The sequence below is a fragment of the Allomuricauda sp. CP2A genome, from assembly GCF_001683915.1.
Taxonomy (GTDB): Bacteria; Bacteroidota; Bacteroidia; order Flavobacteriales; family Flavobacteriaceae; genus Flagellimonas.
In genome coordinates, this window is the sequence record NZ_LXTT01000117.1 from 61,799 (window position 1) to 85,363 (window position 23,565).

20 protein-coding genes, 1 tRNA gene and 1 pseudogene are annotated in these 23,565 nt (G+C 42.7%); 11 read left to right on the top strand and 11 right to left on the bottom strand.

Features of this window, described 5'->3' with window-relative positions:
• Window positions 1–159: 159 nt before the first annotated feature.
• The 5 genes from surE (at window position 160) to A7D14_RS13660 (ending at window position 5,026) form a co-directional block, all read left to right on the top strand.
• Window positions 160–942, top strand: coding sequence for a 5'/3'-nucleotidase SurE (gene surE, locus A7D14_RS13640; RefSeq protein WP_067035656.1), 783 nt, complete (start codon window positions 160–162; stop codon window positions 940–942).
• Entirely contained in the window at window positions 932–1,219 is a 288-nt protein-coding gene (locus A7D14_RS13645; protein WP_067035660.1) for a hypothetical protein, read from the top strand. Before surE ends, A7D14_RS13645 begins: the two co-directional genes overlap by 11 nt.
• Window positions 1,220–1,318: 99 nt before the next feature.
• Window positions 1,319–2,431, top strand: coding sequence for a lipid-A-disaccharide synthase (lpxB, locus tag A7D14_RS13650; RefSeq protein ID WP_067035664.1), 1,113 nt, complete (start codon window positions 1,319–1,321; stop codon window positions 2,429–2,431).
• A gap of 34 nt (window positions 2,432–2,465) precedes the next feature.
• On the top strand, window positions 2,466–3,008 hold the full coding sequence (locus A7D14_RS13655; RefSeq protein ID WP_067035668.1) for a C40 family peptidase: 543 nt from the start codon (window positions 2,466–2,468) through the stop codon (window positions 3,006–3,008).
• Between the two features lie 17 nt (window positions 3,009–3,025).
• Window positions 3,026–5,026: a ComEC/Rec2 family competence protein gene (locus A7D14_RS13660; RefSeq protein ID WP_083158108.1), complete on the top strand. Its 2,001-nt coding sequence runs from the start codon at window positions 3,026–3,028 to the stop codon at window positions 5,024–5,026.
• 1 nt (window position 5,027) lies between these two features.
• Here the strand turns inward: A7D14_RS13660 and A7D14_RS13665 are convergent, their stop codons facing one another.
• Both A7D14_RS13665 and A7D14_RS13670 read right to left on the bottom strand, forming a co-directional pair.
• Window positions 5,028–6,593 (bottom strand): peptide MFS transporter, encoded by a 1,566-nt coding sequence (locus A7D14_RS13665; RefSeq protein WP_067035674.1) that lies wholly within the window; start codon window positions 6,591–6,593, stop codon window positions 5,028–5,030.
• 15 nt (window positions 6,594–6,608) lie between these two features.
• Entirely contained in the window at window positions 6,609–8,768 is a 2,160-nt protein-coding gene (locus A7D14_RS13670) for a S9 family peptidase (protein ID WP_067035677.1), read from the bottom strand.
• Between the two features lie 175 nt (window positions 8,769–8,943).
• Here A7D14_RS13670 and A7D14_RS13675 point away from each other — a divergent pair, with 175 nt between their 5' ends.
• The 5 genes from A7D14_RS13675 (at window position 8,944) to A7D14_RS13695 (ending at window position 14,292) form a co-directional block, all read left to right on the top strand.
• Window positions 8,944–10,260, top strand: coding sequence for a hydroxymethylglutaryl-CoA reductase, degradative (locus tag A7D14_RS13675; RefSeq protein WP_067035680.1), 1,317 nt, complete (start codon window positions 8,944–8,946; stop codon window positions 10,258–10,260).
• Window positions 10,260–11,183 carry a GYDIA family GHMP kinase gene (locus A7D14_RS13680; protein ID WP_067035683.1) on the top strand — a complete coding sequence of 308 codons (924 nt, stop codon included), beginning with the start codon at window positions 10,260–10,262 and terminating at the stop codon, window positions 11,181–11,183. Before A7D14_RS13675 ends, A7D14_RS13680 begins: the two co-directional genes overlap by 1 nt.
• Window positions 11,184–11,190: 7 nt before the next feature.
• Window positions 11,191–11,919: a subclass B1 metallo-beta-lactamase gene (bla, locus tag A7D14_RS13685; RefSeq protein WP_067035687.1), complete on the top strand. Its 729-nt coding sequence runs from the start codon at window positions 11,191–11,193 to the stop codon at window positions 11,917–11,919.
• Between the two features lie 132 nt (window positions 11,920–12,051).
• Window positions 12,052–12,624 carry a hypothetical protein gene (locus A7D14_RS13690; protein ID WP_067035692.1) on the top strand — a complete coding sequence of 191 codons (573 nt, stop codon included), beginning with the start codon at window positions 12,052–12,054 and terminating at the stop codon, window positions 12,622–12,624.
• A gap of 114 nt (window positions 12,625–12,738) precedes the next feature.
• Window positions 12,739–14,292: a fibronectin type III domain-containing protein gene (locus A7D14_RS13695; protein ID WP_067035695.1), complete on the top strand. Its 1,554-nt coding sequence runs from the start codon at window positions 12,739–12,741 to the stop codon at window positions 14,290–14,292.
• A gap of 183 nt (window positions 14,293–14,475) precedes the next feature.
• Here the strand turns inward: A7D14_RS13695 and A7D14_RS13700 are convergent, their stop codons facing one another.
• The 7 genes from A7D14_RS13700 to A7D14_RS13730 all read right to left on the bottom strand — a co-directional run bounded on the left by A7D14_RS13700 (window position 14,476) and on the right by A7D14_RS13730 (window position 22,472).
• A complete protein-coding gene (locus A7D14_RS13700; protein WP_067035698.1) occupies window positions 14,476–16,596 on the bottom strand; it encodes a peptidylprolyl isomerase in 2,121 nt (706 codons plus the stop codon).
• 290 nt (window positions 16,597–16,886) lie between these two features.
• On the bottom strand, window positions 16,887–18,176 hold the full coding sequence (locus A7D14_RS13705; RefSeq protein WP_067035701.1) for a hemolysin family protein: 1,290 nt from the start codon (window positions 18,174–18,176) through the stop codon (window positions 16,887–16,889).
• Between the two features lie 2 nt (window positions 18,177–18,178).
• Window positions 18,179–18,382, bottom strand: coding sequence for a hypothetical protein (locus tag A7D14_RS13710; protein WP_067035704.1), 204 nt, complete (start codon window positions 18,380–18,382; stop codon window positions 18,179–18,181).
• Window position 18,383: 1 nt separating this feature from the next.
• Window positions 18,384–18,986 (bottom strand): LPS export ABC transporter periplasmic protein LptC, encoded by a 603-nt coding sequence (lptC, locus tag A7D14_RS13715; RefSeq protein WP_067035707.1) that lies wholly within the window; start codon window positions 18,984–18,986, stop codon window positions 18,384–18,386.
• A 1-nt stretch (window position 18,987) separates the two neighbouring features.
• Window positions 18,988–20,358: a hypothetical protein gene (locus A7D14_RS13720; RefSeq protein WP_067035709.1), complete on the bottom strand. Its 1,371-nt coding sequence runs from the start codon at window positions 20,356–20,358 to the stop codon at window positions 18,988–18,990.
• Between the two features lie 104 nt (window positions 20,359–20,462).
• The gene (locus A7D14_RS13725; RefSeq protein WP_067035712.1) at window positions 20,463–21,743 is read right to left on the bottom strand and encodes a hypothetical protein; all 1,281 of its coding nucleotides are present in this window, start codon (window positions 21,741–21,743) and stop codon (window positions 20,463–20,465) included.
• The gene (locus tag A7D14_RS13730) at window positions 21,744–22,472 is read right to left on the bottom strand and encodes a type III pantothenate kinase (RefSeq protein WP_067035716.1); all 729 of its coding nucleotides are present in this window, start codon (window positions 22,470–22,472) and stop codon (window positions 21,744–21,746) included.
• A gap of 101 nt (window positions 22,473–22,573) precedes the next feature.
• On the opposite strand from A7D14_RS13730, the gene A7D14_RS13735 reads away from it, so the two are divergent.
• Window positions 22,574–22,646, top strand: a tRNA-Phe gene (locus A7D14_RS13735).
• A gap of 243 nt (window positions 22,647–22,889) precedes the next feature.
• On the opposite strand, the gene A7D14_RS13740 is transcribed toward A7D14_RS13735, so the two are convergent.
• Both A7D14_RS13740 and A7D14_RS19700 read right to left on the bottom strand, forming a co-directional pair.
• Window positions 22,890–23,297 (bottom strand): type II toxin-antitoxin system HicB family antitoxin, encoded by a 408-nt coding sequence (locus tag A7D14_RS13740; protein ID WP_067035719.1) that lies wholly within the window; start codon window positions 23,295–23,297, stop codon window positions 22,890–22,892.
• 42 nt (window positions 23,298–23,339) lie between these two features.
• Window positions 23,340–23,521: pseudogene (locus A7D14_RS19700) on the bottom strand (type II toxin-antitoxin system HicA family toxin).
• Window positions 23,522–23,565: the final 44 nt, after the last annotated feature.

Here is a 23,565-nt window from a genome sequence, read left to right on the forward strand (position 1 = left end):
CAAGTTTTCATCCCCTTATCCGTCATTTCTATTCGTATGAATTCCCTAAGATACTGAAAAAACCATGCCAGTTCGGGCATTGTCATTTAATTTTTTGTTAAACAGTCAGGACTCCATATCCTTATGAAAAACGTATTTTTATGCCATTAATTATCCAAAATGAAAAAACCACTCATTCTGGTCACCAATGATGATGGAATTACAGCCCCAGGGCTGCGGGCATTGATACGCACCATGAAACAATTGGGCGAGGTGGTGGTTGTGGCCCCGGACAGTCCCCAATCCGGTATGGGACACGCCATAACTGTAGACAGCACCCTGTTTTCCAAAAAGGTGGTGGTGGACCATAAAGAGGGCGCCCCTAGCGAGTATAGTTGTAGCGGAACCCCCGCAGATTGCGTAAAATTGGCGCTTCGGGTACTGTTGGACCGTACTCCGGATATTTGTGTGAGCGGTATCAACCACGGCTCCAATTCGTCCATAAATGTAATTTATTCGGGCACCATGAGTGCTGCCATTGAGGCAGGTATTGAGGGAATCCCCGCCATTGGGTTTTCATTGTGCGATTATTCTTGGAATGCCAATTTTGAACCTTCCCTGGAAGCCATCAAAAAAATAGTCGCTGAAGCCTTGGCCAACGGAATTCCCAAGGGAACCGTGCTCAATGTGAACATTCCCAAAACCGAAGGTGCCCCACCAAAAGGCATAAAGGTCTGTAGACAGGCGAGGGGCAATTGGAAAGAGAAATTTGATGAACGGACCAGCCCCTCGGGCAAGGATTATTACTGGCTGACCGGTGAATTTGAACTGCTGGACAAGGGAGAGGATACCGATGAATGGGCTCTGGCACAAGGCTATATATCGGTGGTACCCACTCAATTTGACCTTACGGCACATCACGCCATCCCACAAATAAACAACTGGAACTTAAATGAACACTAAAAAAGAAATTTTAATCGGTTTTGCCGTAGGAATCATTGCCAATGTCTTTGGAACGCTAATCTATATTTTGTTGTTTTCCGATTTAAGTATCGTGGAAACCTTCAATGCCGCTATGGGTCAGGGACATATGGGCAGCTTATTGGCATTGGGGGCCATATTGAATTTGGTGGCCTTTTTTGGGTTTCTTCGGATTAAAAGGGACCATAGAGCCAGAGGAGTCATGATTGCCACTTTGGTCACCGCATTGGTTATTTTGTTTTATAAAGTGTTTGCTTAAATAAGTACTAGCCCAAACTCAAAATGCAAGTGCAAAAAAGCATTCCAAATGAAACTTGACATTGAGTTTGAACTTGAAACTTGAACTTGAACTTTCTACATGAAGTACTACATCATCGCTGGCGAAGCTTCAGGGGACCTGCACGGTTCCAACCTCATCAAGGGTCTTAAAAAAGAGGACCCCTCTGCTGAAATACGGTGTTGGGGCGGCGACCTGATGCAACAAGCAGGCGGGCAGTTGGCCAAGCATTACAAGGATATGGCCTTTATGGGATTTTTGGAAGTGGTCATGAACATTCCAACCATCTTCAAGAACATTGCTTTTTGCAAGGAGGATATTAAAAAGTTCAATCCCGATGTGGTCATTTTCATTGATTTTTCTGGTTTCAATCTTCGGATTGCCAAATGGGCCAAGAAAAATGGATTCAAGACCAACTATTACATTTCTCCCCAAATTTGGGCATCAAGGGAAGGCCGAATCAAAAAAATAAAGCGGGATATTGATGCCATGTACGTCATCCTCCCCTTTGAAAAAGAATTTTACGAAAAAAAGCATGGCTACCCGGTTCAATTTGTGGGACACCCGCTTATCGATGCCATTGAAAATACCCCAATTGTTGATGAGGCCACTTTTAGAAAGGAAAATGGTTTGGATGCCGAAAAACCCATCATTGCATTGCTTCCCGGAAGTCGAAGGCAAGAGGTCCAAAAAATGTTGGATGTAATGCTCTCCATCAAAGGGGATTTTCCGGACTATCAATTTGTCATCGCGGGAGCACCCAGTCTCCCCGATGAATTCTATTCACCTTTTTTAAAAGGTAACAAAGTGGGTTACATTTCCAACAAAACCTACTCGCTTTTGAAGCACTCACATGCGGCATTGGTGACCAGCGGAACGGCCACTTTGGAGACAGCCCTTTTTGAAATCCCTCAAGTAGTATGCTATAAAGGCAATTGGATTTCCTACCAAATCGCCAAGCGAATCATTACCCTTGATTTTATTTCCCTCGTAAATCTTATTATGGAAAAAGAAGTTATCAAGGAGCTGATTCAGAATGAATTAACATCAAAAAATCTTAAGAAAGAGCTTTCTAAAATTGTTGCTGGCAAGGAGCGCGAACGCATTTTGGAAGACTACAAAATCCTAAAAGAAAAATTGGGTGGAAAGGGCGCCAGTCAATTGGCGGCCCAATTTATCGTTGAAAATGCTTAGATTTAGCGTCCAAGAAAGTAATACTATTTCTTGGATGTTACGTAAAACCATTTTCTTACTACTTTTTCTTGCCGTGGTTGCCTGCGGTCCGGGCAAGAGAAAACGAACCTACAGCAAGACCCGAACCGTTACGGTAGAGGGGTCAACCGAAGACACATCCCCCCGAAAATCCAGAAAAGAAGAAAAGCTGAACGCCAAGGCCGAAGCCATTATTTCCACCGCTATGGGCTTTTCTGGGACACGTTACAAATACGGGGGCACCACCAAAAAAGGTATGGATTGTTCTGGATTGGTCTATGTTTCCCTACGGGAAAACGACATTCTTTTCCCCAGGGTTTCCTATCAGATGGCCCAAGAAGGCCAACGAATCCAGGTGGATGAAGTACAAAAAGGAGACCTTCTTTATTTTAAGACCAGTAAGCGCGGAAAGCGCGTCAACCATGTTGGGCTGGTCGTGGAAGTGGAAGGGGACGACATTAAATTTATACATGCCACAACCTCCAGGGGCGTTTTGGTATCCTCGTTACGGGAAGGATATTGGAACTATGCCTTTGTGAAGGCCATGCGTATCCTTTAGTGCGTTTATTCAACTTTGTGTCCATCAAGCTCTGCTTGTGCTTGATCGTGGGCATTGTTCTGGGTTTTTATTTTGGGGTCGCTCCGCTTTTCCCGTTGCTGGCGATGCTCCTGTTTTTCCCAATTTTGTTTTGGCTGCACAAATGGCAGTCCCGAGAAGGTTTTCCCTATTTTGAAATCACAACTGCCTTGATCACCATTTCGTTGGGAATGTATGTTGTTGCCATGGCAATGGCCACAAACTTGGAAAATCATTATTCACAACATGATTTTGAGAAAGAAAGGGTATGGCACCTAAAGGTGCGGGAGGTTTTAAAGCCGAATCCTTTTTCGCAACGCTATGTTACGAAAGTGCTCTCTTGGGATGAGGAAAACGTCATTGGAAAACTACTTTTGAGTCTTCCTGTTGATTCCATCGGTTCAAAATTAAGGGTAGATGACGAAATTCATGTGCTTTCCACGGCCGAAGCTATCCGGCCTCCCCTGAACCCACATCAATTTGATTACAAGGATTATTTAAGAAAGCAGGCGATTTATCACCAGATCAGGACGACACAAAATGCTGTTATACTAGATAGTAATCCCTCACATACCCTTTTGGGATTGGCTTCAAATGCTCGGGAACATATCATTTCAAAATTGAAAAAAGAACGGTTTGGCGTGGAGGAACTCAGTGTGATTCAGGCTTTGTTGCTGGGCCAACGTGATGATATTTCCGAAAGCACCTATACCGATTATAAAAATGCGGGGGCTGTCCATATCCTCGCCGTATCTGGACTTCATGTGGGTATTTTGCTCTTGCTCTTGCAATTTCTATTGTCTCCGTTGGAACGTTTCCCGAAGGGAAAAACCCTAAAACTTTTGCTCGTGGTGCTCTTGCTTTGGAGCTATGCTTTTGTAGCGGGATTGTCGCCATCCATTGTTCGGGCGGTGACCATGTTCTCCTTTTTGGCCTATGCCATGCATTTGAACCGACCCACCAATTCGTTCAACATTATTGCCCTTTCCATGCTATTTATTCTTTTGATACAGCCTTTGTTTTTATTTCAGGTTGGGTTTCAGATGAGCTATGCCGCGGTATTTGCCATTGTTTGGGTCTATCCGAAACTGCAACGGTTTTGGTTTCCTGAAAATGTCATCGTCCGAAAGGTATGGCAGTTGCTGTCTGTGAGCGTGGCTGCTCAGTTGGGGGTTCTGCCCATCAGCTTGTTTTATTTTCATCAATTTCCTGCCTTGTTCTTTGTGTCCAATCTTTTGATCATCCCTTTTTTGGGATTGATTTTGGGCATGGGCATTCTCATTATTGCCTTATCACTCCTGAACCAGCTTCCCGCATTTTTGGTTGAAGGGTATAATTGGGTCATTAAAATGATGAACTCCATTGTAAACTGGGTGGCCCGGAAAGAAGGGTTCATCATCAAGGACATTCCTTTTGATTCGGTTCAACTGGTTTTGGGGTATCTGACGATTATTTTTTTGGTGGTGTTTCTATCCAGGCCGAAGCGGAAAACTGCTTTGCTACTTTTTGGGGGAATCCTAACGCTTCAAGCTTGGGGCATTTGGAACCAATTTGAACTCAAGCATAAGGAAAGCCTCATCTTGGTCCACAAATCCCAGAATACGATTTTGTTGCATCAAACAGGAGATATTTTGCAGATATATACTCAAGACACTTTAAATGTAGACCGGATTGTGAATGACTATTCCGTTGCGGAACGCATTCAACAGCTATCCAAAAACCAACTTCAGAACAGTTATTTTCTCAATCAAAAGAAATTGTATGTGATGGACAGCTTCGGTCTATATCCCATAAACAAAGATTTGGATTTCCTCCTGCTCACCCAGTCACCAAAAATCAATTTGGAACGGCTGCTGGATTCCATCCAACCCAAAATGGTATTGGCCGATGGAAGCAATTACAGAAGTTATGCCATCCGTTGGGAAAAGACCTGTGCCCAAAAAGAAATCCCTTTCCACTATACCGGTGAAAAGGGATATTTCAGTTTTAATTTAGAGTAGTCTATGTATCTGCCAATTCATATCCCTCGGCTTCTTGATCATGCACATCGACTTCTTTATCTTCCGCGCCGTGAGTCAACCTTTTTAATGGTTTTAGAAGCAACAGAACAAGTATGCCAAATGAGACTGCAAATAGGAACAATCCGCCAAACACCTTTAATTCTCCAGCTTGCACAGAGCTCTCACCAATAACACCCGCCAACTTGTTCCCTAATCCCGTAGCAGCCCAATATACTCCCATCATTAAAGCCATATAGCGGGCCGGGGCCAGCTTTGTGAAGAATGAAAGGGAGACTGGGGACAGGCAGAGTTCTCCCGTTGTATGGAATAGATAGGTCAAAACCAGCCAATACATGGCTGAACTCCCTTGGCTTTCGTATTGCAAAGTGGCAAATACCATATAAATAAAACCAATACCCATAATAATTACACCCACTCCCATTTTAAAAAGGGAGGTTGCTTCTTTTCCCTTCAATTTTCTTTTTGCCCAAAAATTAGCAATTGCAACGGCCAACAGTATTATAAAGCCTGCGTTTGCTCCTTGGAACCAAGCTGCCGGGACTTCCCACCCCATAAACATTCTATCGGTTTTTTCCTGTGCATAGAGATTCATAAGTCCTCCCATTTGCTCAAAACAACCCCAGAAAACAATGACCATCAACAAGGACAACAACAAAACAATGTATCTATCCTTTTCCACTTTTCCGTTCAGGTTTTTATAAATCATCATCATCACGCCCGTGGTCAATGAAAGAAAAACATACAATATTCCATACCCCCAACTATCGGATCCCTCATAGGTAAAACCAGCATATATTGAGTATGTCAAAAGCAATACAACAATCCCCAATTGAAGCGGTGACTTAAATAATTGTCTGAATAAATCTGCCAAACTCACATCAGTTGACTTCTCTTCGCTTGTTGGTGGGTTCCCCACATGCACCAAAAATCTTTGTCCATAAAGATATACCAGAAGTCCCAAGAACATTCCAATGCCAGCCAACCCAAAACCATAATGCCATCCATAAGCTTGGGCAACCAGACCCACGGATAATGAAGCCGTAAATGATCCAAGGTTAATTCCCACATAAAAAATACTGAACCCCTTATCTCTCCTGATGTCATTTTGTCGGTAGAGCCCTCCCACCATTGTGGAAATATTAGGTTTCAACATACCAACACCTGAAATAACAAAGCCCAATCCTGTATAATATGCCCAGAGATCATCTATGGCCAAAACTGTATGACCTATGGTAAGTAATATAGCACCAATAGTAACTGCTTTTTTTTGTCCCAGATATCTATCCGCCAAAAAGCCTCCTGGAACACTCATCACATAGACCAACATGGTATACCATCCATAAAGGGCCAAAGCTTCAGTTATTGTCCATCCTAGCCCGCTCTGTGGGTTATTCTCCAAAGTTTCTGCCGTCATGTAGAGTGTGAGCAAGGCTCTCATGCCATAGTAAGAAAAACGTTCCCACATTTCGGTAAAGAAAAGGACATACAATCCTACTGGATGTCCAAATAATTCTTTCTTGTGTACTGGCTTAGCTATTTCAGACATATATCTTTTGTTTGGTTATAAATTTTCCTTGACGAAGTTGGTCATTTTGGTGAACAAATGCAGCCGTGTGTTGCCGCCGTAAATCCCATGGTTTTTATCGGGGTAAATGGCCCAATCAAATGGTTTGTTGGCCTGTACCAAGGCCTCGATCATACGCATGGTGTTCTGTACATGCACATTGTCATCTCCTGAGCCATGGATCAACAAATACTTGCCTTTTAACAATTCGGGATAGTTAAAAGGGGAGTTGTCATCATACCCGCTGGCGTTTTCCTGCGGGGTCTGCATGTATCGTTCTGTATAAATGGTGTCATAAAATCGCCATGAAGTGACCGGGGCCACGGCAATGGCCATTTCAAAGACATCATTACCCTTTAAAATGCAGTTGGTGGACATAAACCCGCCATAACTCCAACCCCAAATCCCAGTTCTGTTTTCATCAATATAGGGGAGTTCACTCAGCTTTTTGGCAGCGGCAATCTGGTCTTCCACCTCGTATTTTCCCAATTCCTTTTGGGTCAATTTTTTAAAATCACGCCCCTTAAATCCGGTTCCCCTACCATCCACGCAGGCCACAATATACCCTTCGGATGCCAAGAGTTGATGCCAGTAGTCGTTACTGCCCAACCAGGTATTGGCGACCTGCTGCGAGCCAGGCCCACTGTATTGGAACAAAAAAAGCGGATATTTTTTATTGGGATCAAAATTGGCAGGTTTTATCATCCACATGTTCAGGTCGTAGCCATTAATGTTGATGGTTGAAAACTCTTTGGGGACAAACTCGTACTGTTCCAACTTGGTCATCAAGGCTGAATTGTCCTTGATCTTTTTCACCAATTTACCATCCGAAGCGTTGTGCAAGGTAAACTCAAAAGGGGTGCCAGCACTTGAGAATGTATTGATGTAATAGGTGTAATCGGCGCTAAAATCTGCGGTATTGGTACCCTCTTTCGTAGAAAGGCGCTTTTTCTTTCTCCCTTTTGATGAAATGCTGTACACATCACGATTGATGGATCCACTCTCTACAGACTGATAATAAATCCTGTCATGGGAGGCATCGTATCCATAATAATGGGTGACCTCCCAAGGCCCTTGGGTAATCTGATTTTTCAGTTTTCCATCTTTTCCATATAAATACAAATGGTTGAATCCGTCTCCTTCGCTGGTCCAAATAAAACTATCATCGTCCAAAAAAGTAAGGTCATCATCAATATCCACATAGGCCTCGTCTTTTTCTTCCATCAATACTGAAACCGAATTATACTTGGCATCCACCTTCAATAACTTTAAATCATTTTGGTGGCGATTCAACGTCTGAACGCTCAAGTGGTTTGGGTTGTTCATCCATTTGATACGGGGAATGTAATACGGTTCACCCAAATCCACTGGGGAAATTGCCCCGGAGGACACGTCCAGCATGTGCAGCGTTACTTTGGAATTGGTTTCACCTGCCTTGGGGTACTTAAATTCATAAGCGAACGGATACAGGTTGGTGCCGTATACATCCATGGTGTACATGGGTACGTCGGTTTCATCAAATCGTAGAAAGGCTATTTTGGTACCATCGCTGTTCCATTCAAAAGCACGGACAAAGGCAAATTCCTCCTCATACACCCAATCGGTCACACCATTGATGATGGTTCCCTTGTTCCCATCTATGGTCAACTGCTTGGTAGATTGTGAAGCGACATCAAACAAGAACAGATTGTTGTCCAACACGTAGGCCACTTTTGTACCATCCGGGGAGAGTGTGGGTTCTTGGATCTTGGTTTCGGAAATTTGGGTCAGTTTCTGTGAAGCGATATCATATACGTAGTATATGCCCAATCGGGAACGCCTAAATATGGGTTCCACCTCTGTGGCCAATACTACTTTGGATTCATCCTCACTGAATGTATAGGATGTAAAATAGGGAACACTTCCGCCGGAAGAAACAATGGTCTCTACCTTTTCCAAGGTTTCATAATCATACTTGTCCAAACTACTGGCCTTTGGCGAGCTGGAAAAGTTTAAAATGGTGTACTGCTCTCCATTTTTCATGGAGCGGAGCACATCCATTCGTTCAGTTTGGAATTCCCCGCCCCAAATTTCTTCAAGGCTGATTTTTTTCTTTTGTGCGGTGGAAATGGTAAGAAACCCTATAACGGACAAGAGCAGGAGGAACTGTTTTCCCATGTGTGAAAATCGATTAAAAACTCCCAAGTTTACTAATATTTATCCAAAAAATAAATTTTGGTGTTGCATTTACAACAATAATTACAGTTCTGAACAAGGTTTGTTTGCTGTAAGGTATACATAGTATAAGTCAAAGTTCAATTATATTTATATTTGATGCCTTTAACCCAGCACTATGAACACTCCTGTTGAAGGATTCTCGAAACTTTCCAAAGCCGAAAAGATAGATTGGATCGCAAAGCATTACACCAAGGACGCAGAGGCATCCAAACAGATTCTGGAGCAGTACTGGAATGCAGATGCAAAGGTGCAGAAACTGCATGATGAGTTCATAGAGAACACCATTTCCAATTATTACCTCCCTTTTGCCGTTGCCCCCAACTTTTTGATCAATGACACGCTTTATGCCATCCCCATGGCCATTGAAGAAAGTTCTGTGGTGGCCGCCGCCAGCAAAGCTGCCAAGTTTTGGTTGAACAAGGGCGGATTCAAGACGCAAATCCTGGGGACCGAAAAGGTGGGACAAGTGCATTTTATATACAAAGGGAATACGCAGACCCTCCAGACTTTTTTTGAGGAACTGGAACCCAAACTCAGAAAAAGTGTTTCCGACATTACCGAAAACATGGAGAAACGCGGTGGTGGCATCAAAAAAATTGAACTTAGGGACCTCAACGAACAAATGGAGGGCTATTACCAACTCCATTGTACGTTTGAGACCTTGGATGCCATGGGCGCCAACTTTATCAATTCCTGTTTGGAACAATTCGCCAAGACCTTGAAGGAAAAAGCTCAATCCTATGCTGCATTTTCCGAGGATGAAAAGAATTTGGAAGTGGTGATGAGCATTCTGTCCAATTATGTGCCCAATTGTCTGGTCAAAGCCGAAGTAAGTTGCCCAGTCGCCCAACTTGATAAAAATCCGGTAGCCGCTGAGGAATTTGCCAACAAGTTTGTACAGGCCATTACCATTGCCAAAATGGAACCCTACCGCGCCGTGACGCACAACAAAGGGATAATGAACGGGGTTGATGCCGTGGTCCTGGCCACAGGAAATGATTTTAGGGCCGTAGAGGCAGGCGTACATGCCTATGCGGCCAAAGATGGTCGTTACACCAGTTTAACGCATGCCGCCATTGAAGACGACACCTTTACATTTTGGATTGAGATTCCCTTGGCACTCGGCACGGTAGGTGGGTTGACCTCCTTGCACCCACTTGTAAAACTTGCTTTGGAAATCCTTCAAAATCCATCGGCCAAAGAACTCATGGAGATTGTTGCCGTAGCTGGACTGGCCCAGAATTTTGCCGCAATTCGCTCCTTGGTCACTACCGGAATCCAAAAAGGACACATGAAAATGCACTTGTTGAACATGCTCAACCAAATGGGCGCTTCGGAAAGCGAAAAACAGCAGCTCGTCCAATACTTTAAAGATCATATTGTGACCCATGCCTCGGTAAAAGAGGCCTTGGAAAAGATTCAATCCCAGTGATGCAAAAAGAGTTTTACAGCAACGGAAAACTGCTGCTCTCCGGGGAATATGCCATTCTGGATGGAGCTCTTGGCCTAGCGGTTCCCACTAAATATGGACAATCACTAAAGGTTTCTGAATCAGATTCAGGAACCTTACAATGGACCAGTTTTGATGAGAATGGAAAAATCTGGTTTCAAGCGGAATTTGGGTTGAAAGGAATCAAGATGATCAAAGCTTCGGATGAAAAAGTTTCACAAACTTTGATAGGACTGCTTTTGGAAGCCCAATCACAAAATCCCGATTTTCTATCCAAAAGCAATGGGGTTGCTATTGAGACACATCTCACTTTTCCCCGACCCTGGGGCTTGGGCACCTCATCCACATTAATCAACAATATGGCCCAATGGGCCAAAGTGGACGCCTACCATTTGCTTTGGAATGCCTTTGGGGGCAGTGGGTACGATATTGCCTGTGCACAGCACAACTCTCCCATTATCTATCAAGTGCAAAACGGCGGGTCAAAAGTCAATGAGGTGGGTTTTGATCCTTCATTCAAGGAATCCCTTTATTTTGTGCACCTCAACCAGAAGCAGAGTAGCAAGGAGGCCATCGCCGCCTATCGAAAACAGCGGTTCAACAAGCAAGACCTTGTTCAGGCTATTTCTTCCCTCACGGAAAAAATGGTCAATGCTGCTTCGTTGGGCGAGTTTCAGTCGCTTATGGAAGAGCATGAAGCCATAATGTCCAATGTCCTTCAAATTCCAACGGTAAAATCGCAACTTTTTCCAGATTATCCAGGTGCCATCAAAAGCCTTGGGGCATGGGGCGGGGATTTTATTCTGGCTGCGGGAAATGGGCAAACATTAAATTATTTTGTCAACAAGGGATTCCATACGGTGGTTCCTTTTTCAAAAATGGTGCTGTTGAACACAAATACATAACCTTGTCATGAAGAAAGTGATTGTATTAATAGGTTTTTTGGTCATTATCGGCTGCAAGGTTGAGAAGACACCATTGAGTCATGAAACTGAAACTTTGAAAATCCTTCAGCTTACCAAGCATACTTTTAAACATATCACCTATTTACAAACAGAAAGTTTTGGCAAGGTAGCTTGTAATGGCATGATTGTAATTGACAATGGTGAAGCCATTGTATTTGATACCCCGAACACCGATGCTGAATCCGATGAGCTGATTCAATGGATTGAAAAAAAATTACATTGTACAATAAAAGCTGTCATAGCTACCCATTTCCATACAGATTGTCTCGGTGGATTGGATGCATTCCATATCAAGAATATTCCTTCCTATGCCTATGCAAGGACACTGGAGCTCGCTGCCTTAAACAGTGCTCCAATTCCTCAAAATGGTTTTACCGGCCCATTGGAACTTTCCGTAGGAAACAAAAAGGTCATTTTGGATTATTTGGGCGAGGGACATACCGTGGACAATAGCATTGGTTATTTTCCAAGTGAACAGGTATTGTTTGGAGGGTGTTTGATAAAGTCACTTGGAGCCGGAAAAGGAAATCTTGAGGATGCCAATACAACAGCATGGCCTGGTACTGTATCAGATCTAAAAACCAAGTTTCCTAAAGCCAGTATACTAATTCCTGGGCATGGGAATGAAGGAGACAAAACCCTTTTAGATTTTACAATTACGCTTTTTAAAGGATAAGCATATAATTGAAAAACACCAAAAAAAGCTGTAATTCCCATTTCTATATATCCAAACAGGGCTTTCGTCAATTGGGCACCATATTCTTTTCTGACTTCCAGTAGATTTGGAGATATTTAAAATACAAGAGACATGTCTTCCATCTATAAAGTATTGGCTGCCTTACTCTGTACCCTACTATTTTATTTTCAAGCATATTCACAGATCAATGAACAAACCGATGCTCGGTTGAAAAAGTTCTTGGAAAAAAGCTCCCTTGTCACATTTAAAGAGGTGCAGTCGGACGCCATTGCATGTATTCTAAAGCACAAGGTTTATATCATCAACCGATATACGAAGAATACCTACCGGAATGATAGCACCCGCGAAGACAAATTCATTGTTTTGGACACAGGGGACAACATCATTCACTTTGAACATATCAATAGCGATACATCCCTAAATGATTTTTTGGGCATCATCAAAGATGACTTTGTTCTAAATCCACAAACCGCTCCCCTTTTTGAAGACATGCTGGACATTTTATATCCCGTGGCCGCTTGGAAGGTTGACAAAAGGGAATTTTTTTATAAAAATGACAGATGGTACTTTTTGCGCGATGCCTATTTCCGGACCAAGCAAGGTTTTGAAGTAACCACTGATCCCGATGGCAAAATCACTTCAATACGCTATAAAATGAAATGGGATGAACCTTTAAGTAAATAAGAAACAATACCTTATAAATACTATGATCCATAAAGTCATATAGGGCTTTCATCAATTCATTGAAAGAAAAAACCTGCACTTAATTTATGTTTAAAGGTTTAAAACCATATCATAATGAAAAAATTAAACCTTTTATTTTCTCTTCTCCTTGCTTTACTCTTTTATAGCTGTAGTTCTGATGAAAACCCAGAAACTCCAAATTCCACTCCAAATAATTTTACCATCACCGTCAGTGAAATCCAGTCCTCAAAGGCAAGTCTTGACTGGACAAAAGCTGAAGACCCCGATGGCGATGCCGTAACTTATTCCATTAGCTTGAACGGCAGTACTATTGCCCAAAAAATTTCTGTGCTCAACTATCAATTAAAAGATTTGACTGATGAGACATCTTACGATGTAAAAATCACCGCGAAAGATTCCAAAGGTGGTGAAAAGACCGCTTCAAAGACATTCTCAACCACAAGTGCACCCCTCCCAAGCGATTTTAACGTTACCGTGAGCGATATTGATTTTACAGCGTCAACCGTATCTTGGACAGCTTCGTCAACTTCAGAAAACAACACGGTTACATACTCCCTTACTTTAAATGGTGAAACAATACTGGAGAATTCCACCAGCCTGTCCCATACCCTTACCTCATTATCCCATAACACCGACTATACGGGACAAATCGTGGCAACGGCAGATAATGGACAGACCTTGATAAAGGATTTCCAATTCACCACCCTAAGGAATGGAGCTCCAGAAGCTTTTGAGTTGGTGCATGTTGCCCCAAGTTTTGGTTATACTGAATTTAGGTTTAATGCAGCAATGGACCCCGAAGGTGACATGTTGGAATACAGGGTCTTTTTAAATGATGAGGATGTTACAGAAACACTTTATGATGCCTCTGAACATGGCCCAACACCTGCCTATAACAGTCGAATAGGAGGACTTCTGGGAAACACAGCCTATGAACTCAAAATTAAGGCCATTGACCCTTATGGCAACGAATCATATAGCAATCCCATAAACTTTGTCACACAAACCACCCCACCGGAATATTTTGAAGTTGAAGTCTCTTATGTGGACGGTGAAATAGTATTGTTATGGGATAAACTGACTGAAGCCAATTTCGCATTTGGAACTGCCAACAATTTTCTTGATAAATCCATTTACATTTTGGATGGAGTCGAATATAATTTAGGTGACGCCTTTACAACAATAGGTGTCGATGAAACTTTGGCAATATTCGGAACCAATTTAATCGTGCCAAATGAGGAGCATACCTTACAACTCGTTTTGGACTGGGGTTATAATGAAAGAAAATCTTATAGTAATGAAGTCATTGTAAACAATATAATATACACAGACACAATGGCGGAAGTCAACACGGCCAAATTGTACAATTCAACAGCACAATTTTTCCCCTTACAATTCACCATAACCTTTGTTGATGGCTACATTTCAGAGTATGAGGACTTTGAAGTGGTTGAAATTAAATTTCACGACCACGTATTTGTCAACTATGCTTTCATTTCCCAAATGGAATGGAATAATGGCTATCTAACAGGTGAAATAACACAAGAAGATTTTGACCACTTGGAAAATTACAATGAAGGTTACTTAATAACACAAGATGAAGCTGGGTACCATCAATTACCATTTCAGTACACCATAGAAAACTAAAGGGATATGCCCATGTAGTTTACTAAAAGCAAAAGGGTGTAAAAAGCTCGTTACCTGTCAGTTCGAGCGCAGTCGAGAACCTAAATCAAGTTGATAATCAAGAGGTTTCGACTGCGCTCAACCTGACAAAATCAAAATTTGTTGCTTTTTAGACGGACTCTTCAATATGTTCAAAACGTATTCCTAATAAAAGGTTGCGCGTTTGTCCTCAATTTCAGCTTTTTCCTTGAGTGCATTGTACACTGCCCCATTTACACGGTTGGCCGCACTGGTGCGCAAGTTGTTGGCATAGGTGCTAAAATTCTCCATGCTGGGAGCATCTTCTTTATTGGTCACTTTTACCATAAACACCCCAGTTACTCCCTTGATCAACCCGGAGGTCTGGTCTTGGTCAAGTCCAAATGCTTTTCCAACCACTAGGGGTTCCCTTCCAGCACCGGGAATTGTAGGTGCTTTTACGGTCAAGGCTGTTGCATTGCTCAAGCTCACATTGTTATCAGAAGCAAAAGCATTCATGTCTTTTCCTTGATTAGCCGCTATGATCTGCTCTGCCTTACGTTCTTTTCTGATTTCCGGCAATGCAGTCGCCGAAGCATCTTCAGGGGTCATAAGGCCTTTTTTGTATTTCTTGGTCAATTGCACAATGGCATATCCGTTGTTTACGTTAAAGCGTCTTATGTCGCCCACACTGGTTTCATCGTTGAACGCCCATTGCACAATGCTACGCTGTGACCCCAAACCGGGAAGATTCTCTTCCATTTCCTTTATTTTGTTCACAGGTCTCACGGTGTAGCTGCTTTCCCTGGCGATGTCTCCAAAGTTCTCGGGCTCGGCATCCAAAGTGGACATTTCAAATTTGGTGGCATCTGTGAAAAGCGTATTGATGGTCTCTTCGGAGGGCTCAATTTCTCGGGAAAGTGTGGCTACCTGAACCACATCTTGCTTATCATCTATTTTAATGATATGGTACCCAAATTGGGTCTCCACCAAATCAATGGTCCCTACGGGATTGTTAAAACAAAAGTCATTGAACTCATCGGCCATGACCCCTTCTTGAAAATAGCCCAAATCCCCGCCACGTGGTGCAGAAGGTCCATCTGAGTTTTCACGGGCCAAGGTAGTGAAGATCGTACCTTCCTGTTTGGCCTCGGCCAACAGTTCCTTGGCCCTTACTTCGGCTTCCTCCTTGGTTCTTGTAATGCTTGGATTGGCTCGCTCGGCGCCTTCCCAAGTAATAAGGATATGGCTTGCTTTCACGGTTCCATTGGTTTTCTTGTCCATGATCTTGGACACGCGGTAAAAATCACCATCCTTATAAGGCCCATAAATCTCGCCAACAGACAAGCTCATCAAGGTATCTGAGGCCACGGCAGGCAAATCGTTCTTGGCTTTGTAAATGGTATCGAACTTGGTGTCTGAATTCCGGTCCAGGAATGCGGCCATATCGGTGGTGTTCTTAAACCCGGGGATGGTATCGGTAGTGTCCCTTTCCTCAGCATATTCCATGGTGTCGTTCAACAGTGCCATAATGGCCTCTTTTACTGCCGCTTCATCTTCCGCGGATGCTTTTTCTTCAAAATATACAAAGCGAATGTCCCTTGCCTTCTCTTGTTGAAATTGATCTTGGTGCTTACTGACGTAGGACTGAATCTCATCTTTGGAAACCTGAATGGTGCTATCTGGAATGGAAGTATACGGCACCCGAACGTATTGGATATCCACTTTGTTATTGGCCAATTGATAATCAAACTCCCCTTCAGCCAATGTGGCGCCTACCCCACCTTTGATCAGGTTGAAGTACATCTGTTCCTTGGCGGCTTGAATGATGGATTTCTCATCTTGCAACCAAGCATCGTATCGAAGCGGGTCGTTTGCCCTCCAGTCCGCAATGGCACTTTTAAAGATCTCTTCGTTGAAGAATCCATTTTCATCTTGAAAATCTGGAATCTGTGCATATCCTGATGTTTTTACAAACTCAATGATCTGATCACTTTCCACATCTATCCCCAAATCCTCAAATTGTTGGTTTAGGATGGCCTTTCTCACTTCTTGGTCATACACGGTGTTCACCAATTGTGTTGATGAGAAATTGGGACCGTATCTTCTGGATGCGGTTTCCACTTCTCTTCGAAACTCGTCAATGGAAATACTCTCCCCATTAATCTCAGCCACTTCGGAGCCCATTTTGCCTCCAGAAAAATTATTGCTGGTAAAGACCCCTGATATTACAAATGCGAACAAGGCCATACCAATGATCAAGATCAATATGGTTGTCCGTTTTCTAATATTCTCTAATATTGCCATTTTACTGCTTGTTTACTATAATTTCAGTGGGCGAAAATACCATTTTCTTTTCAAATAGGAAAGGGTAAAAAACGCTGGAAATTGTTAATCCTCAGCCTGTAGTGCATTATTGGACACAAATCGTCAATTCGGAGTGGTTTTTCAATACGAAGTAGTGAAAAATTGCCTGCCTGCGGCAAAGGCAGGTATCGAGAATACGATTTTTCACCCTAAAAACACTTGTTCTCGATACGCTTCGCACTCGAACTGACGTGTTTATTGGGAAAAATCAAAACATAATGCGCAATGGGTTAATCCTCAGGATGAACACGCACACTCACCAAATCAATTTTGGTGTTGGACACTTCCAAAATATGGAAGGTGAAATTCTCGATCCTTACTTCTGAATCCTGTTCGGGAATCTCCCCGGTCTCGTTCATGATCAATCCGCCCAAGGTTTCATATTCTTCACTTTCGGGCAGTTCCAGTTTATAGGTTTCGTTGATATAGTCCACCTCCAAACGGGCGGAGAATTTATATACGTTTTCGCTGACCTGCTCTTCATGGAGGTCTGTGCTATCGTGCTCGTCCTCAATTTCACCAAAGAGTTCCTCAATGATGTCCTCTACGGTAAGGAGCCCGGATGTACCTCCATATTCATCCAACACCACGGCCACACTTTTGCGTTTTTTGGTGAGTATGTTCAAAATATCCTGGATAAGCATGGTCTCTGGAACAAATTCCACGGGCAGGAGAATACTTTTTATGGTCTTTGGCTTTTTAAAGAGTTCGTAGGAATGTACATAGCCAATGATCTCGTCAATGCTATCTTTGAACACCAATATCTTGGAATAGCCGGTTTCGGTGAACAATTTGGTGAGGTTCTTTGGGGTTTCATCCAGCTCAACGGCGGTAATCTCTGTTCGGGGCACCATAACCTCCCGTGCCTTTACCGTGGAGAACTGCAGGGCGTTCTGGAAAATCTGTATTTCTGAATCGACCATATCCTCTTCTTCAACGGTTTCCATTTGTTCGGTGATATAATCTCCCAATTCCAATTTGGTGAAGGACAATTGTACCTCGTCGCCATCGGTCTTAAAGAACACCCTTAAAATAAAGTCCGAAACCTTGATCACAAACCAAGAGATGAACGAGAACAATATGTAAAAGAAATAGGCGGGGACAGCTAAAAACTTCAATAGGGTATTGGAGTAAATCTGAAAGAGCACTTTGGGCAAAAATTCTGCCGTAAATAGAATGATCAGGGTTGAAATTACGGTTTGGGACACCAGGCTGAAATCCGTCAACAAGGCATTTAAAAACTCATTGCTTGTAGGGAGCAAGCTTTGGAACCACTCCATAAGCACATCACCCATGAACAAACCATAAATGACCAGGGCAATATTGTTGCCTATGAGCATGGTGGCGATAAATTTTGAGGGTTTATCGGTAAGCCATGTGAGCAATTTGGCCAAAAGGCCTTCTTGTTTCTTTTCAATTTCTATGTGGATCCTGTTGGCAGAAATAAAAGCGATCTCCATTCCTGAAAAGAAAGCCGAAAACAGTAATGATAGGACTATAATGATTACCGAGGTGTCCAAGGCTATTGCTGATTATCCTTTTTATGTTGTTCAAAACGTTTGCGGTATCTTCTTCTAAAGATGAACATGGCAATTGAGATCACCGCAAAGAAAATAAAGATGTAGGTTTCCTTGGGGTCTATGCTCCAAAGGGTTATGATCTTGTAAATGGAAATGACGGCCACGGCCAAGTAGAGGTATTCTGTATATCGTAAAAATTTGATCATATTATTCTTCTTCTTTAATAGTCATAAGGCCATAGGTTTTGTGGGCCTTAAAGAAACTGAAATCCTTGTTGAAATCCATTCCTTCACCGTCCATTACGGTTCCGTCCTCCGGATTGGTATAGGTAAAGGTCTCTTCTGTGAAAATCCAATTGTTCTTTCTATCGAAAAACAGTTGGGGTGTTTCCAGCTTTTTTCCGTCATGGCTCTCGATCACCACATTCCCTTGCAAATCTATCAAGTTGGTCTGTGAATACACAATGCCATAGTCTGCGGTGACCACACTCTTTTGGTCTTTCTCGTTGTAGAAATCAACCTTAAGTCCTTCTGGAAAGGTACGGAATTTAAAGCTTTGATTGTCAAAATCCTCGGATATGGGGCTTTTGAGCACCGCTATGACCCTTGATTTTGATGAATCTTGCGAACTTAATTCCTCAATGCTCTCGGTATATGTTAAGGTAAAATTTTGGGCCACGCCTTGCGGAAAAATGGGTTTGACGGCTTCTTCGCCCACCCTTTCATAATTGTCCCCACAGGACATAAAAAGGATTGCCACGGCAAAAACCGTGGCAAAACACTTTAGTATATTTTCAGATGTTTGTTTCACCTTATAGATTGGGCACCTTAACGCTACCACCTACCCAACAGCTGAACGAAACTGTTTTTCCGGCCATTCCGGAATTAAAGATCATTTCTTTGCTTGGGGCTCTTTCAGCATAACTGGATGCTGTTTGGCTGGCACGGCTTCCCAAAGAGGGGTCCACACGTCCTGCTTTTACGGCCATATCAGCAGCTTTCCAATAGATAGCTCTTTTTTCAAACGGTGTGCTTCCACAATCGTTGGCACTGCTGGCATAAAGGTTGGCGATCAACAAATATGCTTTTCCGTTGGCCGGATTGGCATCAATGGCTTTAAGGGCATAGCTTCTGGCCTGCGACTTGCTGGTTCTGCGCACTGTAGTGGCAATTTTGTATAGGATATCCGATTTTTTATAGGAATCTGTTTCCAATTCCACCGCTTTGTTGAAATCGGCAATGGCTCCATTGGTATCTCCTGATTTTTGTTTTAGGGCACCTCCATATAGGTATGCGCTTGCTGAAGGTTCCAAGGCCAATTGGGCCTCAAACAACTTTCGGAACATGGGATCATCAGTACATTCTTTGGAGAACATTCTACCCACGGCTCTTTTTACCCAGGCGACATCTCCTTTTTTCTCCTCATAGCTTTTTTCATAGAGCGGGATAAGGTTGTCACAGTCTGCCAATGCCCCCAATTTGGAATCGATACTTGAAGCGACCTTACCATAAGATTCGGAGTTGGTACTGGCAACCCTTAGCATTCTTTTTTCTTTGGAAGTAATTGTTCCGGTGGAATCCTTGGGAAGCAATTTGGTGATGACATCAGTCAATTTTTGATTTTCAGCCTCAACCTTTTCAGTTACATCATCATACGTATCAAATACATCTTGAAGGTCTTTTTTACCCGCAGAGTGCAAATCCACCAAACTGGAGAAATATAGGTACAATGCTTTGGGGTTGGTAAAATTCTCCCTGTCTTTTTTGAAGGCTTCATCCAACATTTTAAAGATCTCTTCGTCTGATGCCATTTTGTTATCATAAAGCAACAGGGCCTTATCTATCATGACATCGGCTACAGCGTAATTTTTTGGGAAATACTTCATGCTGTTGTCATATAATGACAACAATTCTTGGATGTATCCATCCTTATCTGCCCCGGAGGAATTCTCTATCTTGTGCGACAAGATTCTTTCCCCATATGAAAAATTGGCCTTGTTAATGTCCGGACAACTTTCATATACCATTTTCCATGGTTCATAGGCAGCGTCGTAGTTTTTTACTTTTGCGTGTTCCGCGTAAATGGAAAGATTGGTCATACACTCTGGGTTCTGTGCCTGAGCCATACTTAATCCCATCGTCATAAAGACCGCTATCATCGTTAAGTAGTGTTTCTTTTTCATCTTACTAGTATTAAAGTGGTTAAAGTACAAATTTTCATTAAAAAATCCTCTTATAAGGATTCATATGGTCGGTTAATTATGATTTTTTTAAAAAAATGGCCCCATCAATTTATTTTTCTCTTTTGAAACCACCTTGCATTTAATGATAACCCTACATTGATTTTTAAATAACTTTCTTCTATCAAGGCGGCATCCGTGGTTCCCCTTCTGCCCAATTCAAATCCAATGTTCAAGTTTGAAAAGGCAGAATCATAGGTTACGCCACCCATCGGTAATCCTAGTCCAAAAGTTATGCCAAAATTGTTTATTTCCTTGTTGTTTACCTCCAAGCCACTCACATCATACCGTAATCCGGCCCTGTATGTGATCCTTTTAAAATAGCTTGACAATGAACGGTAGTCCGGTACCCAATACCCTCCAAAGGCGTAGGTACTTGCGTCATTATAGGTAACATTATCCAAAGCCAAGAAGGTGTTTTCAAAATCACTGAACTGCTGAAAACTGTACTCACCCCCTAAAAACCATCTTTTATCTTCACCAAATCCCAATCCCACAGTTGTTCTTGTAGGCACCTTTAATTCGGTGTTCCTGCGATTGGTTGCATCCAAATTTACATCAATCACCTCAATTTCATCCCCAGTGACCAAAGAGAAAGACCCCAATCGCTGTGAATTTTTGGATACAAGGTTGGCCTGGGTGTTTACCCGAACCGAGGTGAACAAGGTGTATTTGTCCTTTATGGTAGGGGTGTAGTTTAAGGCGTAGTTAAAGTCATACCCATTTATACGGGACTCCCGATTGTCCAAGGTGCCGAATTGCACATTTTCCACACTTTGGATGCGTTGATACTCCAATGTGCCAAAATTAAAGTTCACCGTTGCCCCCAAACTAAGGTTCTTGATGGGCTCAAAACCAACGGACATATAGATTCGGTTCAATCCGCCCTCACCTGTAAAAACATTGGTGACGTTGTCCCCGGAACTAGTGGCGGTCTCATCCCTAAGGCTATACCCCACGGATGATAGCGGCATCAGTCCGAAACCTACCCCAACTTTGTTGGCCAGAGGGAAGCCAATGGACAGATAATCCAGATTGGTCGATGAAATACGCTGCTCCTCGGTCCAATCCTTCAATCTGTATTCTGTATGGCCGATCCCTGCGGTATAGGTGGTAAGCCTTAACTTGGAATAGGCCGCCGGATTTTGAAGGTTGATGTGGATACTATCGGCATACATGGCCATTCCGCCCATCATTTGGTTATCCACCGTACCGGAATTTCTAAGATCTCCTATCCCAAAATATGAATATGGCGATATGGTACCGTTTTGCGCAAAGATGCCCTGTGCAGTCACGCAAAAAAAAGCAATCAAAAATTTCTTAACCATCTAACGTTTGTTGTATTCCAGCAAGTAATTTAGCCCCTCTAGGAGAAATTTAGAATTCGCAAATATGGTGTTTTTTAGCCTTTTCGCAAAAAATTGGGCGTCACCGCCTGTTAAAATAACTGTTAAATGTTGAAAACGATTGCGATACTGGTCAATCACCCCGTCCACTTCCTGCGTAACCCCATTGATCACCCCACTGTGCATGCTGGCTGCGGTGGAATTTCCAATAAAGTCCAAAATATCTTCGGGTTCCAACAACGGAAGCGCTGCGGTTTGATCGTGCATGGCCCTATATCGCATTCGAATCCCCGGTGAAATGGCCCCTCCTACATATTCCCCAAAATTGTTGACCATGTCATAGGTAATGCAGGTGCCGGCATCGATTACCAGCGTGTTTCCCCTGAAATTATGATAAAACGCAGCCGTGGCCAAGGCCACACGGTCCATCCCCAAGGTCTGGGGTGTGGCATAACTGTTCTTAAAAGGCACCTTGGAGTCGTGGGTGAGCACATGCACCTTGCAGAACAAGGCCACAATATCGCGTTCTTTTCGGTCCAATTTGCCCACTGAGGAGATAAGGGCATGGCCAATTTTAGGGTTCTGTTCAAAGAGTTCCTTGACCTTGGAGAGAAACAGTCCGGATTCCGAACTTTGGTCATAGATGAGGTTACCATTTTCAAAAACGGCATATTTAATTAGGGTGTTGCCAATGTCTATGACCAGATTCATGGTACAAAGATGAAGAATTGCAAAAAAAGGAATGCCTTTTTTGAGGTTTTTGTTTGTATATCCTAATTTTGAAATTATATTTGCACCCGCTTAACAGGCATGGTACCTTAGCTCAGTTGGTAGAGCAACGGACTGAAAATCCGTGTGTCCCTGGTTCGATTCCTGGAGGTACCACGAAGTGGCAACTACAAAAAGCCCATCCAATTTGGATGGGCTTTTGTTTTGGAACAAAACGGAATCGAAGTTTATGCTGAGCAAAAAACTATGTTTTTTGTTGAAGTAATACCCTGGAGGTACCACAAAAAAACCCGCAAACTGTGTTTGCGGGTTTTTTGTTTTTTAGTTGACAATTCGGTTGACAGAACATCCTTATTATAAATAATAAGGTAGAGCTTATTGGCAATTTTTGCGCCTGAATTAAAACGTAACTGACTGAAGCTCCTTTCCCAACTCATGGATGGTTCCTTGGATTAATTTTAGACGCTCCTCGGACACGGTGGCCCTACCCGTGGCATATTGACGCATCAAAGAGGGATTGATCTTTGCCCTCCTTGCAATTGCGGTGATCTTGACCTGTGGAACAAGGTGAAAGAAAGATTCAATGTTCATTTTAAACTCATATCCTTGGATTGGCAAAACCTCATCGATCCAATCCTCTTCCAACTCCACGGCAGTTTCAACATAATCGTCGACCGCAACTTTAATGTTCTTTTTCAATTCTTCTAGAGTATCGCCATAGGCAGATACAACACCTGGAAGATTTTGGGTAGTGCCCCAATACGTTCCATCGTCTGCTTTCTCCACAAACACTTTTACTGATTCCATTCCTCTTGCTTTTTGATGCCTTAAAAATCAACTCCAGAATTTTTATTTGATCCCGGCTTGTTTTAAGATAGATTTCACAGTGCCCAATGGAACATCCTTTTTGGGATGCGGTATGGTTACAAGCCTTTTTTCTTGGGGTGTTTGTAATGATGGTGGCTTCCTTTGGTCCTGACCAATTTCCAACCATCACTTTCCACTATCTTAATCAACTGACTTGATTTCACTAAACAAAATTATAACAAAAATGTTATGTAACAAAATTGTTATA

Excerpts from the sequence above, each read along its gene's own strand:
- A7D14_RS13665 (WP_067035674.1), bottom strand. The coding sequence starts at position 6,593 with ATGTCTGAAATAGCTAAGCCAGTACACAAGAAAGAATTATTTGGACAT.
- A7D14_RS13710 (WP_067035704.1), bottom strand. The coding sequence starts at position 18,382 with ATGATCAAATTTTTACGATATACAGAATACCTCTACTTGGCCGTGGCC.
- A7D14_RS13655 (WP_067035668.1), top strand. The coding sequence starts at position 2,466 with ATGTTACGTAAAACCATTTTCTTACTACTTTTTCTTGCCGTGGTTGCC.
- A7D14_RS13725 (WP_067035712.1), bottom strand. The coding sequence starts at position 21,743 with ATGGTTAAGAAATTTTTGATTGCTTTTTTTTGCGTGACTGCACAGGGC.
- A7D14_RS13720 (WP_067035709.1), bottom strand. The coding sequence starts at position 20,358 with ATGAAAAAGAAACACTACTTAACGATGATAGCGGTCTTTATGACGATG.
- lpxB (WP_067035664.1), top strand. The coding sequence starts at position 1,319 with ATGAAGTACTACATCATCGCTGGCGAAGCTTCAGGGGACCTGCACGGT.
- A7D14_RS13645 (WP_067035660.1), top strand. The coding sequence starts at position 932 with ATGAACACTAAAAAAGAAATTTTAATCGGTTTTGCCGTAGGAATCATT.
- A7D14_RS13695 (WP_067035695.1), top strand. The coding sequence starts at position 12,739 with ATGAAAAAATTAAACCTTTTATTTTCTCTTCTCCTTGCTTTACTCTTT.
- A7D14_RS13675 (WP_067035680.1), top strand. The coding sequence starts at position 8,944 with ATGAACACTCCTGTTGAAGGATTCTCGAAACTTTCCAAAGCCGAAAAG.
- A7D14_RS13680 (WP_067035683.1), top strand. The coding sequence starts at position 10,260 with ATGCAAAAAGAGTTTTACAGCAACGGAAAACTGCTGCTCTCCGGGGAA.
- A7D14_RS13690 (WP_067035692.1), top strand. The coding sequence starts at position 12,052 with ATGTCTTCCATCTATAAAGTATTGGCTGCCTTACTCTGTACCCTACTA.
- A7D14_RS13730 (WP_067035716.1), bottom strand. The coding sequence starts at position 22,472 with ATGAATCTGGTCATAGACATTGGCAACACCCTAATTAAATATGCCGTT.
- bla (WP_067035687.1), top strand. The coding sequence starts at position 11,191 with ATGAAGAAAGTGATTGTATTAATAGGTTTTTTGGTCATTATCGGCTGC.
- surE (WP_067035656.1), top strand. The coding sequence starts at position 160 with ATGAAAAAACCACTCATTCTGGTCACCAATGATGATGGAATTACAGCC.
- A7D14_RS13740 (WP_067035719.1), bottom strand. The coding sequence starts at position 23,297 with ATGGAATCAGTAAAAGTGTTTGTGGAGAAAGCAGACGATGGAACGTAT.
- A7D14_RS13700 (WP_067035698.1), bottom strand. The coding sequence starts at position 16,596 with ATGGCAATATTAGAGAATATTAGAAAACGGACAACCATATTGATCTTG.
- A7D14_RS13670 (WP_067035677.1), bottom strand. The coding sequence starts at position 8,768 with ATGGGAAAACAGTTCCTCCTGCTCTTGTCCGTTATAGGGTTTCTTACC.